Genomic DNA, 15,940 nt, shown 5'->3' with positions numbered 1-15,940 from the left:
GAGACACGTCGCAGGGATCTGGTTGGTTTCAGGGCTTCGCCTCGGGATGGAGTCCGATGTTCCCCGCCTCGTGAGCAGAATCTCCCGAAAGTGGGGTCGGAAATCTTCGGGACAGGTGGTTCATTCGATGGCGTTGGCTGCATCGAAAGCGAAGTTTTTTGATGTTTCCCGGGAGCTCCTTTTGAAGAACCTCGAAACTTTTTCACCCCAGGAAAAGACGTGGGGGCAGGGACTCTGGGCCTTTGCCCGCATGGAGAATGAGTTGGGCAACGCCTACGAGGCTACATCTGCCTATCGACGCTTTTTCGAAACTGTAGAGATTCCAAAGAGGTTTCGTCTGCAAGGGTTCTCCCGCTGGATGAGTCTCGTAGAAAAAAACGGATTTGGATTCACGGTGGAAGAGCTGAGTCCCGTAGTCGAGGAAATGGTAAGCGGAAGCGATGATTTTCGAGAACTTCTCGATTTTGCGCGCCATCTGCCAAAGAGCCACTTTGCTGGTTTACGGAATGATTTGATGGCACGCAGCACGGAACTGGCGGTTGAACAGTTGAGAGTCGAGTCTTCTCCTGGTTCAATGATCGCCATCTTACTTCCGTTGGCGAGACGGCAATACTACGACTTTCAGCAGGGTGGAGAACTCATTTCGATCTACAATCGCTATGTGAGTCCGGTTTCAGATCGGCTAAGGAAAACCGGGAACAAGTATTGGGAGTACCTCTCTCTGGTTGCCCGCAGTCATTTTCATTGGGGGCAGCGAAGAAAAGCGTTGGAGATGATGGAGGCGGTCCTCGCCGACGAAAGAGTTCCTGCAGGAGGGAAGGCACTCGTCGGAGGACCTTTCGTATCTCTGTTTGCTCGTAACAAGAAATTGGCGAGAGCGAAGAGTCTCGCGGCGTTTCTTGTTGAAGAGGCACCAACCTCGAGATCTAGTTCAGAGGCGTATTACTGGTTGATGGTTGAAGCGCTCGTCCAGTCGGATATGCCCCTCTCTCAGTCTCATGCATTGTCGTGTCGGCAATGTGTTGGGGGGAATCCTGCCTACGCTTGGGAGTGGGAGTTTGATTCTCGAGCAGCATTGGTCTTGTGGGGATGGAATATGCCGGCGGCAGTTTTGGGAGACCGGGAGGGGTATACGGAGAGCTATCTTGAGTCTCAGTTGCAGGCACTCGAAATGGATAGGGGACTGATGAGAGGATGAATACTATACCTAGCCGATCTGGCCTCTGGCTTTGTTGGCTACTCGTCATCACGGGCTCACGGGCATTTGGTATCCCCGACGGTCACTGCCAATTGGAGTCGATTTCAATGATTGGAGAGAGCGAAGGCCAGTTGGATGCAAGCGTCGTTATTGGAGTGGACGAAGACCTATTGCCCGCCGCCGAGCTGACGGCGAATGGACTTCATCCCGATTGCCCGGTGTATTGGCAGATCGGATCAATGATTGATGGTGAGTTGGTGTGGTCCGATGTGGACGGGGGCCATCTCTTTACATACGTCTTTTACACTGAATCTGCGGGTGTCTACCATTTTAGAGCCCGATCCTCGGGTGATGATGGCTGGAGCAACGTTGAAGTATTCACCCTCAACCCAGACCCCGATTCGGATCAGGACGGACTTGCTGATTCCTGGGAGTATTATTATTTTGGGAACCTTAGATATAATGGACGGCGTGATAATGACAGAGATTTAGTAAGTAATCTCGATGAGTTTTTGTTGGGAACTGATCCAACATCCGCTGTTGATGGGGATTTCGATGACCTTCCAGACGACTGGGAGATTCTGAATTTTGGGAACCTCTCTGAGAGCGGAGAAGGTGATTTTGATGGAGATTCTGTTACGAACAGGATTGAGTTCGAACAGGGAACGAACCCCAATGATAATTCTGATATCGATCTCGACGGTATTCCGGATGATTGGGAACTGGCCAATGACCTCGTTGTTGGTGAGGACAACCGTCTAATCGACACCGATGAGGACGGTCTCAACGACGATCAGGAGTATTTGTCCGGAACAGATCCAAACAACACCGATACTGACAGCGACGGTCTGTCCGACGGGGATGAGGTTTCTCTGGGAACGGATCCTCATGACATTGATTCAGATGGTGACGGCCTCTTTGATGGCTCCGAGGTGAACCTCTTCGGCACCGACCCTCTGGAGAAGCACTCTGATACCGATGGCTTCAATGATCGAATAGAGATAGTAATTCACGGTACGGACCCTAACGATCCTGAGAGTAGACCTCTAGCATGGGGGCCCTTTACACCGCCTGAAAATGAGAACCCACCTACAGCTCAGTCAGAAGTCATTTATTACGGACCTTCGACTGCGTGGGGGACTGACTACAGGTTTGGTAAAGCAAATCAAGTTTCACTTCCTAGGGTGGAAGTCGGAAAAGGCTGGGCTATTTCTAGTTCGGAGTTCCTACCTGATTTCAATGAGCAGTCAAAGGTACTTTACTTCAAGAGACTGTGGTCAACTCCTCCTCATGATCAGGTGTTCGTTTACACGACGAGTTCTTCAGGAGCCGAGCTAGGTCGTGTTGGAAGAGGTTGGATTACAGGCCCTCAGACGATCCAAGCCGATTTTTCGGTACCGTCTCAGGAAGTGTTTGTCGGGACGCATACCGCGTTGGTTGACGATCATATTTTCAAATTGAATACTTCTTCGGCTAAATCTGCTGGGAAGGGCTGGGTAACCGGACCGAAAGAGATGCGGCCAGACTATTTCGAAGCACCGCGGGCTGTTTATTACGGATTAACTGTTCCGGGTGACAGTTCATTTTCTTATGGCAATCAGTTGATTGCATCTACTGTGGACGCTGGTTATGGTTGGATTGAAGGGGTGGACCGTGTCTCTCCTGACTATAGTCAAAATCCTTACAATATCTATGAGGTGCGGCTGTTGCCAACCCTGATCAACGAAGTGTCATTGTCAAGGGGCGTAGGTCTCATGGCGCAGTTTCGAGGAGTCGGGTGGATAACATCCCACAGCGAATTTGACCCAGCAAACGTCTTTAGCTCAGACCCTGAAGCCGTATGGGCCGCACAGAATGATCTGGATTTCTACAACGAAAATAGAATCAACACGCCAAAAGGTAGGAATGGCGACATCGACGGCGATGGGTTTTCAAATTATGAAGAATTTTTAGCGGGAACCAACCCACGTGATCCAACTACTTCTCCTATTAAAAATACTGGTGATATCTACGAATTCTTGGATTCCGACAGGGATGGACTGACTGATCTGGTCGAGATTTCTATTGGAAGTGACCCAAACAACTTCGACACGGATGGTGATCTCCTGCCGGACGGTTTCGAATACAACAGTATTTATCTGGATCCGTTGGTTTTCAACGATATCGAAGAGGACCATGATGGTGACGGGCTAGACGCATTAGAAGAACTCATCCATGGGACAGATCCCGATTTGGAAGACACCGATGGAGATGGTATATCCGATGGGGCAGAGGTTCTCGCCGGAGCCAATCCAAATGATCCTGGAAGTGTGCCTTTTAACCCTGAAGATTTCTATGGTCCGCCCCTTGACGACGCTGATATGGAACCTATTGGACGCTTGGACTTTCTGGGTGGCGGTGCAAAAGTTGGTGTAAAAAACGTCTTGGGTGGCATGGGTGATCATTCGGGTTCCGAGTCCGAAAGATGGAGGCTGAATTTTAACAACTCGAAATCCGTTAGGAATAGAACTTTTGGCGAAGTTGAGGACTTCGGACTCGTTTTGCCCACCGACCGGATTTGGGAAGTCTCAATCTCACATGTGTCTACCAACGGCGAAGGTGATGGTTTCCCGGATTACGATTACTCCCTGGTTTTTGATCAGACTTCGGGATTTCTCCTCTGCGATCCGGACGGAATGCAAGGAGAGTTTGAAATGGACGATCAACCCGATGAGTATTGGGTCGACAAGAGGACCTATTTGGTCCCGATCACTTCGGCAAGCAGCGGTTTCTCCCAAAGTTTCTCGGGGAGTGACGCAGTGGGTCCCAGGTATCGCAAGGTGTATTTAAATGGACGACCGGCACCTGATGAGAAGCCCGAGCAGGAGGACGAGACCGAAAGCTATCAGGAGGAGACATACGTTGACGCATTTGACCTTAGCCTCCGTCACGATACCTCCTATGCTTACGTTCCTTTGGCAGCCAGCGATCTCGTGCTGGAGGCAAACGCTTCCGTGCGTGAAACTGGATGGAGTAATCGCAACGGATTACGCCCAATCGAGAGTTTGACGCTTCCTTTCGGCGTCGGCTGGACTTCCAATCTCTGCGCCTACATTGAGATTACAGAAACTCTCGAGGATTTTACCTCGGATCCGATTTCGGTCACGGTGGTCGATGAGGGAGGCCGTAGCCAGCGTTTTGGTACGGCGAACCAGCAAGAGTTTTTTCCATGGCCCTCTTCTCGGGTCGATAAAAAGACTTGGTTGAACCAATTGGTTCGTGAAGGCGACGACTTGGTTTTGATCAAGAAGTTTGGCACCAAGCTGACCTACCGGCCGTGCGATGCCTGGTTTATGTATTCGTCGGATCGGATTGCGGGTGGAGCACTTCGTCGCAGCACCTATTGGAGGTTAGAGGAAGTCGAGGACCGCTACGGAAATCGGATTCTGTATGATTATGGTTCTTCCCGAGTGTCATTGATACCGGAACTCATTGAAGCAGTGGACCGGGATGATCAATGGCTTGTTATTGTTCGAAGCGAAGATGGTCGCCGCGTGGAGTCGATAACTGATGCCCGCGGAGAAACGACCGAATTCATCTATTCAGTCAATCAGGTATCTGCACCGGGAGATGGAGGCCTTATTTCGAGCGACGGAATCATCTATGATTATGGCACTCTTGACGCCGTGCAATTTTCGGATGGAACCGAGCGTAGTTATGGCTACGAAGTAGCAGTTGACGAGGAAGTCGGTTCGGATGGCAAGATCACTTGGCATTATCATGCGAACCTTTCATCGGTTACGGATAAACGAGGCAACACGTATAATTTTGAATATGGTTTTGACCGGACGAAGGCGTATTGGGTCGAAAGCTCCCAAATTGGTATTGGGACCTTTCGGATTGGAGTATCTTCAGGAGAGTTCAATGAGTTGCCAGGAGATGTTCAAAGCTGCGTAATTTCACAGCTACAGGAAATGAACGGATTTGGTGATTCTTCGTTCGAAGGCGAGTTTAGAGACCAATACGGCCTTCCCCGACAAGTGAGATCTGTTGTTCTCCCAGGAGAAGAGGGCACGAGCACCTTCGCGAAGACGCCGGAGTCTGAAACGATATTTGGTCCGGAATTCAGTGCGAGTTCGGGAACAGTCGTTACCGATACGCTCGGCAATGAGACCCGCTACCGCTTTGAGGGAATCCATGGCGAAATCGTCGACGTAGATACAAAGGGGTCCTTTGGAGTGGTTCCGGTCTCCACTGACTGGATGATTTACTACACCACGATGACCATTGAGCATAGCGACGTCGGTTCGGAGACTTTCGTATTCGATTTGCCGTCAGGCCTAGCCTTGTCCTCAATGACAGACCTGTCGGGGAATACCACCACTTGGTCCTTCGAAGACGCGATTCCTCCCGAGACCGAGGTTCCCGTCATTGAGTCGGAACCTACTTTTATGACCCGGTGGTCGGACCCCACCTCTAAAACCGACGCCTTGGGCCGCGTGGAAACCTATCAGTATGGCCCTTGGCGCGTAATGTCACGAGTGGAAGATGTTCATGGAACGGTGACTCAATGGGACGTGGACGAGATGGGTAGACGAAAGGATATGACGATTCTCGATGAGTCGGGAACGAAGCTTCTTGAGGAACGCTATGTCTTTGATACTACAGCTGGCTTTGAAGGTTTCATGAGAGAGAAACGGGTGGTTGCCTTTGCCAATGTCAGCGGCCAATCCTGGGAGCAAGATTTGGTTACCGAGTACGAGCCGGATTCGCGTGGAAGGTTGTGGAAGGAGATCGTCGATCCCGGCGGTCTGTCTCTGACTACCGAATATAATTACGACCTCAATAATAACCGCACATCGATTCTTGATCCGCGAGACAACCTAACCGTATTCACCTACGACTCGCTCAACCGCCTCGTTAAGACTTCTTATCCGGCAGCGGGTACGAGTTCCGACGTAGGGATCACTCATGTCCGCCGACTTTATGATGCCCGTGGCAACCTTGCCTGTGTCGTCGACGAAGAGGGTCGCTATACTTTATATCACCACGATGCCCTCAATCGCCGCACTGGGGTCATTCAGGACATGGATGGCTTTGGTCTACCTAACTTGCCCGCAGAAACAGCGCCGCAGATTCTTTTGGAAGACAACCGCGGTAGCTACACGCCTGCCGACATTAGAACGCAATTGGCATACAATGCCGTTAGTTCGCTCTCAAGGGTAACCGATCCGCGAGGCATTGTCACCCGTCACGAGTATGATGATCTCCAGCGAGTCGAGGCAACCTATGTCAACTGGGACAACCCGTCGGCAAGCTCCTCGGAAAAAACCCATACCGAATTTTTCTACGAGCTGCAGTATAATCCGGGAGCCAGCGCCTTCGCTTCCGAAGGCTTCAAGCCTACTCGCATTGTCCGGCACGATGCAGTGCTTTCGACCTCTGGCTTACTTACCCTCGAGAGCCATCATCGTTATGACGCCGACTACCGGAAAGTCTACGGCAGTAGCGAATACTCCCCAGGCAATTTCGCGACCACTATTACTGATTACGGCACGATCGATTCGTTCGGGAAAGAAAGTCTAGTTTCCACCGTCACGGATCCTCGTAGCAAAGTCACCCGTAGCGAGCGCGATGGCCTCGGGCGCGTGATCAAAGTCACCGATGCCTTTGGGACTGCAGATGCGATCACCACTCACACTGACTTTTCCAGCACTGGTTTAGCCTGGAGGGTCACCGATCCCAGAGGCGGTTATACCGAGACCGAGTACGATGGTGCCGCCCGTCCGGTCAAAGTTTGGCAATCCGATCCCGTCACCGGTCAGATCAACCGCCAGCCCGCCGGAGATGGTCTTATCGGATCTCCCGTTACCGAGACGATTTACGATGCAGCCGGAAACGTAGAGGCCACTATCAATCCGCGTGGCCAGCGATGGGACTTTACCTACGACGCACGGAACCGCCCAGTGCAGGAGTTTGCTCCGGAGGTCGTTGATGCCTCGCATCCTAACAATGCCTCGTCCCGTCCTCTCACGCAGACCTACTACGACGGCGTGGGCAATGTGATACGGACCGTAGATCCTCGTTTTCTTTCTACCGTTACTGAATACGATTTTGCTGACCGCCCCTTTGAGGTCGAAGTCTCGTCCGTTCCTGTGTTTGGCCTTGTCGGCGACCAGACCCTTACATCGAGCACTCTCTACGACAAGAACGGTAATATCACCTCGGTCACTGACTTCGCCGGCAACCGGACAACCAATTCCTACGATGACCTCAACCGTCTCGTTGCCACGGCCACGAATCCGGTTAACGGGCAGCCCTCTCCCAACTCGGCTAATCCCCTTCCCGGTGACATTGTCGTTCGCTACGAATACGATGACTCCGGTAACCAAACCCTTGTCACAGACGGGGAAGGAGCGCAAACCGCGTTCCGTTACGACGGCTTGGCTCGGAATACCCGAACGATTTGGGACTTTGGTTCTCAGCTCCAGCGCACGAAGACAAACACCTATGACGCTGTTGTGATGACTGGGAGGACGGATGAAAAGGATCAAGTTACCCAGTATCTTTATGATCATCTTCACCGTCTCGAACAGGTGCTCTACACAGGCCGTTCCCAGGACAACCGCACCTACGGTTACGATGAAAATGGCAACATTGAGACGGTTTCCTACCCGGAGGACCCATTTGATGTCCGAGCCGTCGTCAACGATTACGATTATCTGAACCGCATCACCTCGGAGACCTCGGCAGGGGTTTCCCACGGGTATACTTACGACAAAGCAGGAAATTTGCGGACGACGACCTACGGTCTGACTACTCGCCAGATCGTCTCCACCTACGATGCGCTGAACCGATTGGATACGATGACCGAGGGTGGTCGGGTAACTGGTTACCACTATGATCTAGCTGGTAACATCGTCCAAAAGGACTTGGCCAATGGGGTGATCGTGGAATGCACCTACGATCTTCTCGGTCGGAAGAAAACTTCGACGAATATCGCCAGTGGTGCGAGCAATCCGTTTGCCTCTTACACTTATGATCACGATGCCGCAGGGAACCTAGCTCGGATTGTCGAAGCTTATCCAGAAGGAAACCTTGCCTACCGGGAGGTGACGAACGCATACGATAGAACCTATCGCCTTGACACTGAGACAATTCTTTCGGAAGGCACGACCAAGGTCACCGACTATGACTATGACGACGGCAATAACCGCACCCGCAAGGGCGTAACGGTAGGGAGTGCTCCCGAGGAGGTCACAAACTATCAATATGGGGACGGCTCCGTCGCCAGCGGTGGCAACAGCAACCAACTCGTTTCCTTTACTGAGAGGTCCAATACCATCACCTTTACCTACGATGCCAACGGCAACCGCGCCACCCGCACCGAAGGTTCCGAAACGGATACCTATACCTATGACTATGAGAACCGCCTGGTGTCGCTCAACTACCAGACAGGTGACAGTGATACGGGTCTTTACAAGTATGCCTATGACCACCGTACCCGTCGGGTAGTACGCGATGAGAGTGCGGTCGCAGGCCGTGACCTTCATCTTCTTTCCTTCTCTCATGGTCTTTCCGTTCAGGAGCACATCGATACAGTCAGTGCCACACCGGATGCGGAATACATCCGCGGTTCGGACTACGGAGGCGGGATTGGAGGCCTGCTCTACAGCCTCCGCTCTGGCACGCCGTCCTTCAAGCACTACAACTCGCGGGGCGACGTAGTTGCCGCGACCGACACGTCAGGCGTCCTCACTTATCAAGCCGCCTACGAAGCCTTCGGGAAACACGGCGATACGCCCACCTCGGAGGAGTGGGGCACAAATCCTGATCCCCAGCAGGCCAATACGAAAGATGAAGACCCGACCGGACTCCTCAACGAAGGCTTCCGCTACCGCGACCTGGAAACCGGAAGCTTCATCACCCGCGATCCACTCGGCTTCGTCGACGGCCCAAACGTCTATACATACGTCGTCCAGAACCCCTGGACCAAGTTTGATCCGTTTGGACTCGACGATTGGGTTATTGGGATTCATTCATCAACAACAGCGGAAGGTAGTTTGGAATACGAGGGTCATACTTGGAACTCTGCATACTCAGTGCAGAAAGGAAGTGCCGCATCTATGACTACGATACATGCGTTTCCTGACGGAGATGCATCGAATGCTCAACGTTGGAATGAGGTTGCAACTAATGTCGAAGACGGACAGTTCAGAACTGATAGGATTTTCCAAGATCCTCAGAGACAACTTCCTGAGTCATCACGGTATACTATCGTGTCCCAAGAGAAATGGGATGAGATCAGGTCTTTCGTGGAAACTGATCCATTTGTTTATAATCAGGAAACGGTGACGATTGCCGGAACAGATGCACCGATGCCTAATTGCACTACATCCGCTAGAGATATCTGGGAACTTGCTTCGGGCGAAAAAATCGATACCGAACCGGGGTTCCCGGTAAGCCTTATTACCCCGAGTATCGATACGCCGGGCGTTGCTGCTGATTCGATCGACAAACTCGAATCGAAGGATCCGACTGATCATCTCTCTCCTGACAACGCTTTTAACAGGATTGGAACTGATAAGATCAAGAGTGCCGTATCGGATTTTGTCGAGTCGACTATTGACTTTGTCTCATCTATCTTCGATCCGTCAGAGAACTCTGAATGATTTTTGGAACCACTCGCGTGCTTTTGAGCGTTTTCTTGTATTCACTTGCGGCCTACTTTACAATCCTCGCAGGGAATGGCTTAATCGGTTTTTTATCTTACCAAGCGGACTGGCTTCAATACAGATTAACGGGGGCCACGCATAACACAAACTCAATGATTTTTGAGTTACAGAAAGGGACCCTGCGAAACGTTCGAGAAAACTTGATGATATCAATCATCCTTTGGACAGTGATTTTATTTACTCAAAGATTGCTCTGGCCTAATTGTATAGTGCTGAAGGATTCTGAAGGTGATGCGAAAAACCGCACAGGGTCAAAAATCGCTGGAAAGGGTCAGGCCACGAAATCTTGAAAAAGTGAATCTCCCGATCCCTGACCCGATCCGACTCCAGGCGACTCCAGGCGACTCCAGGCGCGTATCGTCCGCTCCCGAACAGCCCCCGCTCTCCGCGCCCGGCCCTTGGATTAGCGGGTATGGCCCGCGCCTTTCGCACAACGGCTTTATGTCCAATCCCGCCTTGGACCTTCCTGCCACTCGCAAGCTTCGTTCGGAAGGGGCGGGTTTTGACATAAAGGGCGTTGTGCGAGTTCGCGTGCGGAAGTGGGGGCCGGGCGCGGGGAGCGGGGGCGGCTCGGGAGCTCCGTTGTCTTCGATCCGTGATTGGACCGAAGTCTTCAACTTCTAGATGACTTGAGCTTCCGCATCCGGCGGAGACCTGCGGCACCAAGCGCGAGAGCGCCCAGACCGATTGCCGCCGTTTCCGGTTCAGGGATCACGCCGGTTCGGATGTCTGAACCGGAGTCGTCGTAAGCCCATTGCAACACTTCCAGGGCTCCTCTACTTCCTTCGGTTAAGATGACTTCCGCTCAGCCAAACACTGTTGAGCCTCCTGAGTTAAAGCTGAACCCGATGTATCCACTCTCGCCACTGGCGAAACCAACCGCTTTGTCGATGTCGCCGTCCTTGAGGATACTAGAAATTCCATTATTCTTGAAGTTTCCTGTGTTTACGTAGTTGTCCTCGCCAAGATTGAGCAAGGAATTGCCAGTTACCCGCACCCTAAAGTCATTGCTTGCGTTAGTAAAATTGATGTAGGGAATTTCATCCACTACGAACAACTCCGAGCTACCGGTATCGTCGATGTCCCAAGAGACAAAGGTGCTCCCGTCGTCTCCGACGGTAAATCCGCTCAACCCAAGATCGGTATTGGTAACAATGATTCCGTGAGCGCTTGAAGCCCCGGCAAGAGTGGCGATAGACGCAGCCCTGGTTCGCACATTCATTTTTTTTTGGTCTTTGGTGGATGATCTTTGGTTAGAATACCGAATTTAGAAATGACGAGTGAACGACAATCTCATCAAGCTTGTTTGATAGCGAGCATTTCGGTAGACTCAAGGTAAGAACCTGCTAACAAATCACTCACAGATCTGAAGCGTAAGTGACTTACTCTCGATAGAAGTCAGATGAACCGGTTTTGTCCCACGGGTAACGTTGACCACATCTGTGTTGTCTGTTCCGCTTTTTAGAAATGGAAGGATCAACCCGGGTTCGGGCCGATCACTTGGCCGATCTTTACCGACTCGCAGCGGAGCGATTTGGGGTGCTGCCTGCTTTCGCGACCCGCCAGAAGGATCTTTCCTGGAAACCTCTCACGTTTCAGAGCCTCTACGAACGGGGGCGGGCTATTGGGGAAGGTTTGATTGCTCTTGGGGTCGCCGCCCGAGAGCCGGTCGGTCTTTTTAGTGACAATCGCGTCGAGTGGATTCTCTCCGATGCAGGCATCCAGCTCTCTGGTGCGGTAAACACGCCGCGCGGGGTCGATCTGACGGATACCGAGCTGGTGCACATCGTCAATCACTCAGGGATGAAGACGGCTTTTGTCGAGAATTCACGAATGGCCCGCAGGTGTCAGGAGTTGCGTTCGGAGATGCCGGATTTGCAAACCTTGATCCAGCTCGATACCAATCAGGATTCACCGGAAGGTGTCCGCCGCTTGGACGAGGTTGAGGCACTCGGACGTGAGCACCTGGAAAATGGTTCAAACCAGGTGGATGAACGTGCTGTAGGCGTTCAACGAGACGACCTGTTTTCGCTCATCTACACTTCGGGAACCACAGGTAAGCCGAAGGGTGTGATGCTCACGCAGGCCAATATCATGTCGCAAGTGGATTATGTTCCATTGCAGTTTTCGTGCACGGACCGCGCTCTCTCAATTCTACCGGTCTGGCACATTTTCGAACGGATGCTGGAGATTTACACCATCAGCCACGGTGCCTGCACCTATTACACCAGCGCACGTTATTTTGGAGAGGACCTCAAACAGGTAGAGCCTACGTTCATGGGCTCCGCACCCCGGTTGTGGGAGAGTTTGCATAGCCGTATCCTCTCTGCGGTCAAAAAGTCTCATCCAATTCGTCGGGCCTTGTTCCATATCGGGGTGTTTTTGGGGGTTCATTACCGCGACGCGCTTTTCGTTCTGCGCGATCAGGATCTTCGTATGCAGCAGGTATCTTCCGCGCATGTTATTCTGCGGAAGGTCTGGGCGGTACTGAAATGGGTGTTGGTCCTTCCTTGGTATGGCTTTTTCAATGCAGCGGTTTTGGAGGCCGTTCGCCAGAAGGCTGGAGGTTCCATCAAAGGGACGATTTCAGGGGGAGGAGCTCTTTCTCCTGAAATTGATCGATTCTTCAATTCGATTGGTATCCCGGTTTTAGAAGGCTATGGGCTGACCGAAACGTCTCCCGTTCTTGCAGTGAGGACTCCCGATCGTTTGGTGTGCGGCACGGTAGGTCCGCTCGTTCCTGAAACCGAACTGCGGATAGTGGACTTGGAAACCAGCGAAGTGGTTTATCCGAACGACAGTCAATCGGACGCGGGTAGGGGGCTCCGGGGAGAAATTCAGGTGCGAGGTCCTCAGGTGATGAAGGGATATTACAAGGACTCCGAAACGACGGGAGAAGTTCTGAGCGAGGACGGCTGGTTCCGGACTGGCGATCTGGGAATGATGACTTTCAACGACTGTCTCAAAATCCTTGGTCGCTGCAAGTCGACGATCGTCCTGAGTAACGGCGAGAACGTGGAACCCGAGCACATCGAGTTGCACCTGAAGTTGAATCCTTTAATCGCGGAATGCGTAGTGGTCGGCCAGGACGCAAAGTTTCTCGGTGCTTTGATTCTCCCGGACTTGAAGGCTTGTCACGACGACGGGTTTTCCGCACGGACACTGGCTGAGCTGGTGCGTCTGCCGGCGCTTAGGGAAAGGATCACTGTCGAGATCCGCAGTGCGATGAGCGATCCATCCGAGTTCAAACGATTCGAAGTGGTTCAGGATTTCCGCTTTTTGGAAAAGCCACTCGAAGTGGGGATAGAGCTTACCAATCTCTTCAAGCTGAAACGCCACGTGATCCAAGAGCGTTACGCAGAGTTGATCGAGGAGATGTTGGAACAATGAGGGTGACCGATCCTAATCCTAATCGTGCTCTTAATCATAATCTTCTAAATCTTTTCTCACTATGAAGCAGAACTTTGACCACGAAAAATTAGAGGTTTATCAAGAGTCGATCCGCTTCGTTTGCTGGGTTGATGAGCTTTTAGACGGCATTCCTAAGACCCTTGCTGTCCACAACCAGTTGGATAGAGCCTCGACGTCGATTCCGCTGAATATTGCGGAGGGTAACGGAAAACACACGGCTCCTGATCGCTGTCGGTTTTTCGATATCGCGCGAGGTTCTGCTCTGGAATGCGCTGCCTGCCTCGACGTATTGCTAGCACGAAAGCACTTGGATTCGACACAGGATGGTAAAGTGATGTTGGTACGAATCGTGTCTATGCTCGTTGGATTGATTCGAAGCACTTCAGGGAGTCGGGTCCACGAGGAGCCAGCCAATTACGATTCAGGAGGGTCGGAGTCACTCAATCTCGATTAGGATTACGATTAGGATTATGATTATGAAATGTGATGCAGTTCAGGGGCACCGGTTTTTGTCGATTAGTGAGATCCCACTTCTTAATCGTAATCGTGCTCGTAATACTAATCGCATTTTTAAGTTTTTTCCGTGTGAACCGTGGTTCTACATTCTCACTTTTCAATGATTCCTCCAGACACCCAGCTTCTCTACCCAATCGATAAGGCTCTTCTTGCGGTGATGATCCTTATTATCATGTTCGGGATGGGAGCCAGTTTGACTGCTACAGACTTCAAAGGCGCCCTTCGGCGACCTCGCCTTATCCTTGTCGGTTTTCTCTCGCAGTTTGGCTTTATGCCGTTGATCGCGTTCGGGATTTCGCTGGTTCTTCATCTTCCGCCTGCTGCAGCGATCGCGCTGATTATGGTGGGTTGCTTGCCTGGGGGAACGACCTCAAATCTCTTTAGCTATTTTGCTCGTGGACAGGTGGCACTGAGTATCTCGATGACTACTGTCTCGACAATTCTGGCACTGGTCATGACCCCTTTGCTTCTAGGTCTTTATGCGAGCCCTTTTGCGGAGAAGATTTCAGAAGAGTTCGGCGGGGAGGCCGCGTTTGTCGTCCCAACGAAGGACATTGTCTTGTCTTTGGTTTTGGTCTTGGTGCCGGTCGCGGGTGGTCTCATCCTCCGCCGTTTTTCGAGGGGGTGGGCGAAAGTGGCAGAGGATACTGCCGGGTTTATGGGGATGATTGTAATTCTTTACCTGATCGTGACCGCGTTTGCCCGGCACTATCCGCTCATTTTCAGCACTCCACTAACCATTTATTTTGCAGCCATCGCGCTCGGACTGATTGGGTTTTTGTTCGGCTACTACGTGTCGCAATTGCTTGGAGCGTATCCTATTCAGCAGCGGGCAATCAGTCTCGAGACAGGGATTCAAAACACTCCCATAGCCTTCACGATTATCCTGCTGAGCTTTCCCGATTCTGCGATGCAAAACGATATGCTTTGGGTGGCGATTCTCTATTCCATTTTCATCGTCATCAGCTCCTCCTGTATCACTATTTGGTATCGCAAGATCGGACAGTTCGACTGGGACGTCTACCGCAACACGATTATCCACACCCGGCTTTTCGGCACCGAATGGAAAACCAATTACCCGAAAGACTTTCTGCCAAGCCGTATTGCCAAAGACCCTTCGCAGGGGGCTTTGCGGGAGGATATTGTTCGGGAGGACGATTGATCAATTTTGCGAAAACGAGATACGATCAGGCCCAGTTTCAATTACAAATACTTCCTCCGAAGCGCAGCTTCGAGGCTGGGTGGCCTCGGTTCTTTGACCCCGGAAAAAGTAGCCAATTCAATGGGCGACCAGTCGGTTGATAACGGCGCGCTGGAAATTCTCTGATTCCGTCACTTCAGAAACCTGCGGAACGGCTGCACGAAGACTGGATTTGATTCCGTGGATCACCGACGGATGCGCCGTTGCGAGCGATGTCGCAATCTCATTGGCTCGACTCAGAGCGTCACCGGATGGTACTGCCTCATCTACAAGACCTCTTTTGGCGGCATCCGCTGCGTTCAGTGTTTCTTTTTGAAGGATAAATCGAAGAGCACATGGGTAGCCTAGTCGCGCCGGTAGGCGACGCGTAGCACCTCCACCAGGCATTGCATCGTAGGCGAGATGGCCGTCACTAAAGGTCGCACTTTCACCGGCAATGATCCAGTCACACGCCAACGCGAGCTCCAGTCCACCAAGTCGACAAGTACCTTCGACACAGGCTATGGATACGAGCGGAAGAATCTCCAGCCGATTGAGCAAATGATTCACGCGTTGGACTACATTGTGGAACAGAGTGGCATCGCTAAAGCAGTTTTCCAGCAAATCTCTGTCGAGACCGGTACTGAATATGGTAGGCTGGCCAACGACCAAAAGGCAGACAACCTGGGGATCAGCCTCTCTCTCCAACTCCGTAAGTGAGCGCTCCATGGACTCTATCGTCGCGATATCCAGACCGTTTTCGTGTTCAGGGCGGTTCAATTTCCAAGTGATGGTTTGGTTTTGCTGGGTAACCTGCATGGTTTTCTTAGTGATCTGGTTAGGGCATTTCGATTTCAGTTACCTTGGATTGTAGTAGCAGTGCCTCTCACAATGTTCCGTTCCCAGGAAGAAGGAAAGTGC

Annotated in this window: 8 protein-coding genes; 6 read left to right on the top strand and 2 right to left on the bottom strand. The window is 51.8% G+C overall.

The genetic code is table 11. The features are described from left to right. The 3 genes from AAGJ81_14265 to AAGJ81_14255 all read left to right on the top strand — a co-directional run. A partial coding sequence (locus tag AAGJ81_14265) for a hypothetical protein (GenBank protein ID MEM0967307.1) occupies nt 1-1,198 on the top strand: 1,198 nt, incomplete at its 5' end. Next, nucleotides 1,195-9,849, top strand: coding sequence for an RHS repeat-associated core domain-containing protein (locus tag AAGJ81_14260; protein MEM0967306.1), 8,655 nt, complete (start codon nt 1,195-1,197; stop codon nt 9,847-9,849). The genes AAGJ81_14265 and AAGJ81_14260, both read left to right, overlap by 4 nt. 357 nt (nt 9,850-10,206) lie before the next feature. Beyond that, nucleotides 10,207-10,536 (top strand): hypothetical protein, encoded by a 330-nt coding sequence (locus tag AAGJ81_14255; protein ID MEM0967305.1) that lies wholly within the window; start codon nt 10,207-10,209, stop codon nt 10,534-10,536. 181 nt (nt 10,537-10,717) lie between these two features. Here AAGJ81_14255 and AAGJ81_14250 read toward each other — a convergent pair whose 3' ends face one another. Then, on the bottom strand, nt 10,718-11,134 hold the full coding sequence (locus AAGJ81_14250) for a hypothetical protein (GenBank protein MEM0967304.1): 417 nt from the start codon (nt 11,132-11,134) through the stop codon (nt 10,718-10,720). Nucleotides 11,135-11,379: 245 nt separating this feature from the next. Here AAGJ81_14250 and AAGJ81_14245 point away from each other — a divergent pair, with 245 nt between their 5' ends. The 3 genes from AAGJ81_14245 (at nt 11,380) to AAGJ81_14235 (ending at nt 15,001) form a co-directional block, all read left to right on the top strand. Then, nucleotides 11,380-13,302, top strand: a complete 1,923-nt coding sequence (locus tag AAGJ81_14245; protein ID MEM0967303.1) for a long-chain fatty acid--CoA ligase — start codon at nt 11,380-11,382, stop codon at nt 13,300-13,302. A gap of 61 nt (nt 13,303-13,363) precedes the next feature. Next, nucleotides 13,364-13,777 (top strand): four helix bundle protein, encoded by a 414-nt coding sequence (locus AAGJ81_14240; protein MEM0967302.1) that lies wholly within the window; start codon nt 13,364-13,366, stop codon nt 13,775-13,777. Nucleotides 13,778-13,939: 162 nt separating this feature from the next. Then, nucleotides 13,940-15,001 carry a bile acid:sodium symporter gene (locus AAGJ81_14235; protein MEM0967301.1) on the top strand — a complete coding sequence of 354 codons (1,062 nt, stop codon included), beginning with the start codon at nt 13,940-13,942 and terminating at the stop codon, nt 14,999-15,001. 117 nt (nt 15,002-15,118) lie between these two features. On the opposite strand, the gene AAGJ81_14230 is transcribed toward AAGJ81_14235, so the two are convergent. Next, nucleotides 15,119-15,838: an enoyl-CoA hydratase/isomerase family protein gene (locus tag AAGJ81_14230; protein ID MEM0967300.1), complete on the bottom strand. Its 720-nt coding sequence runs from the start codon at nt 15,836-15,838 to the stop codon at nt 15,119-15,121. Nucleotides 15,839-15,940 lie beyond the last annotated feature (102 nt).

This window comes from Verrucomicrobiota bacterium (genome assembly GCA_038744685.1).
Taxonomy (GTDB): Bacteria; Verrucomicrobiota; Verrucomicrobiia; order Opitutales; family Puniceicoccaceae; genus Puniceicoccus.
The sequence above is the reverse complement of the archived record's forward strand: the minus strand, read 5'-3'. Positions and strand labels throughout refer to the sequence as shown.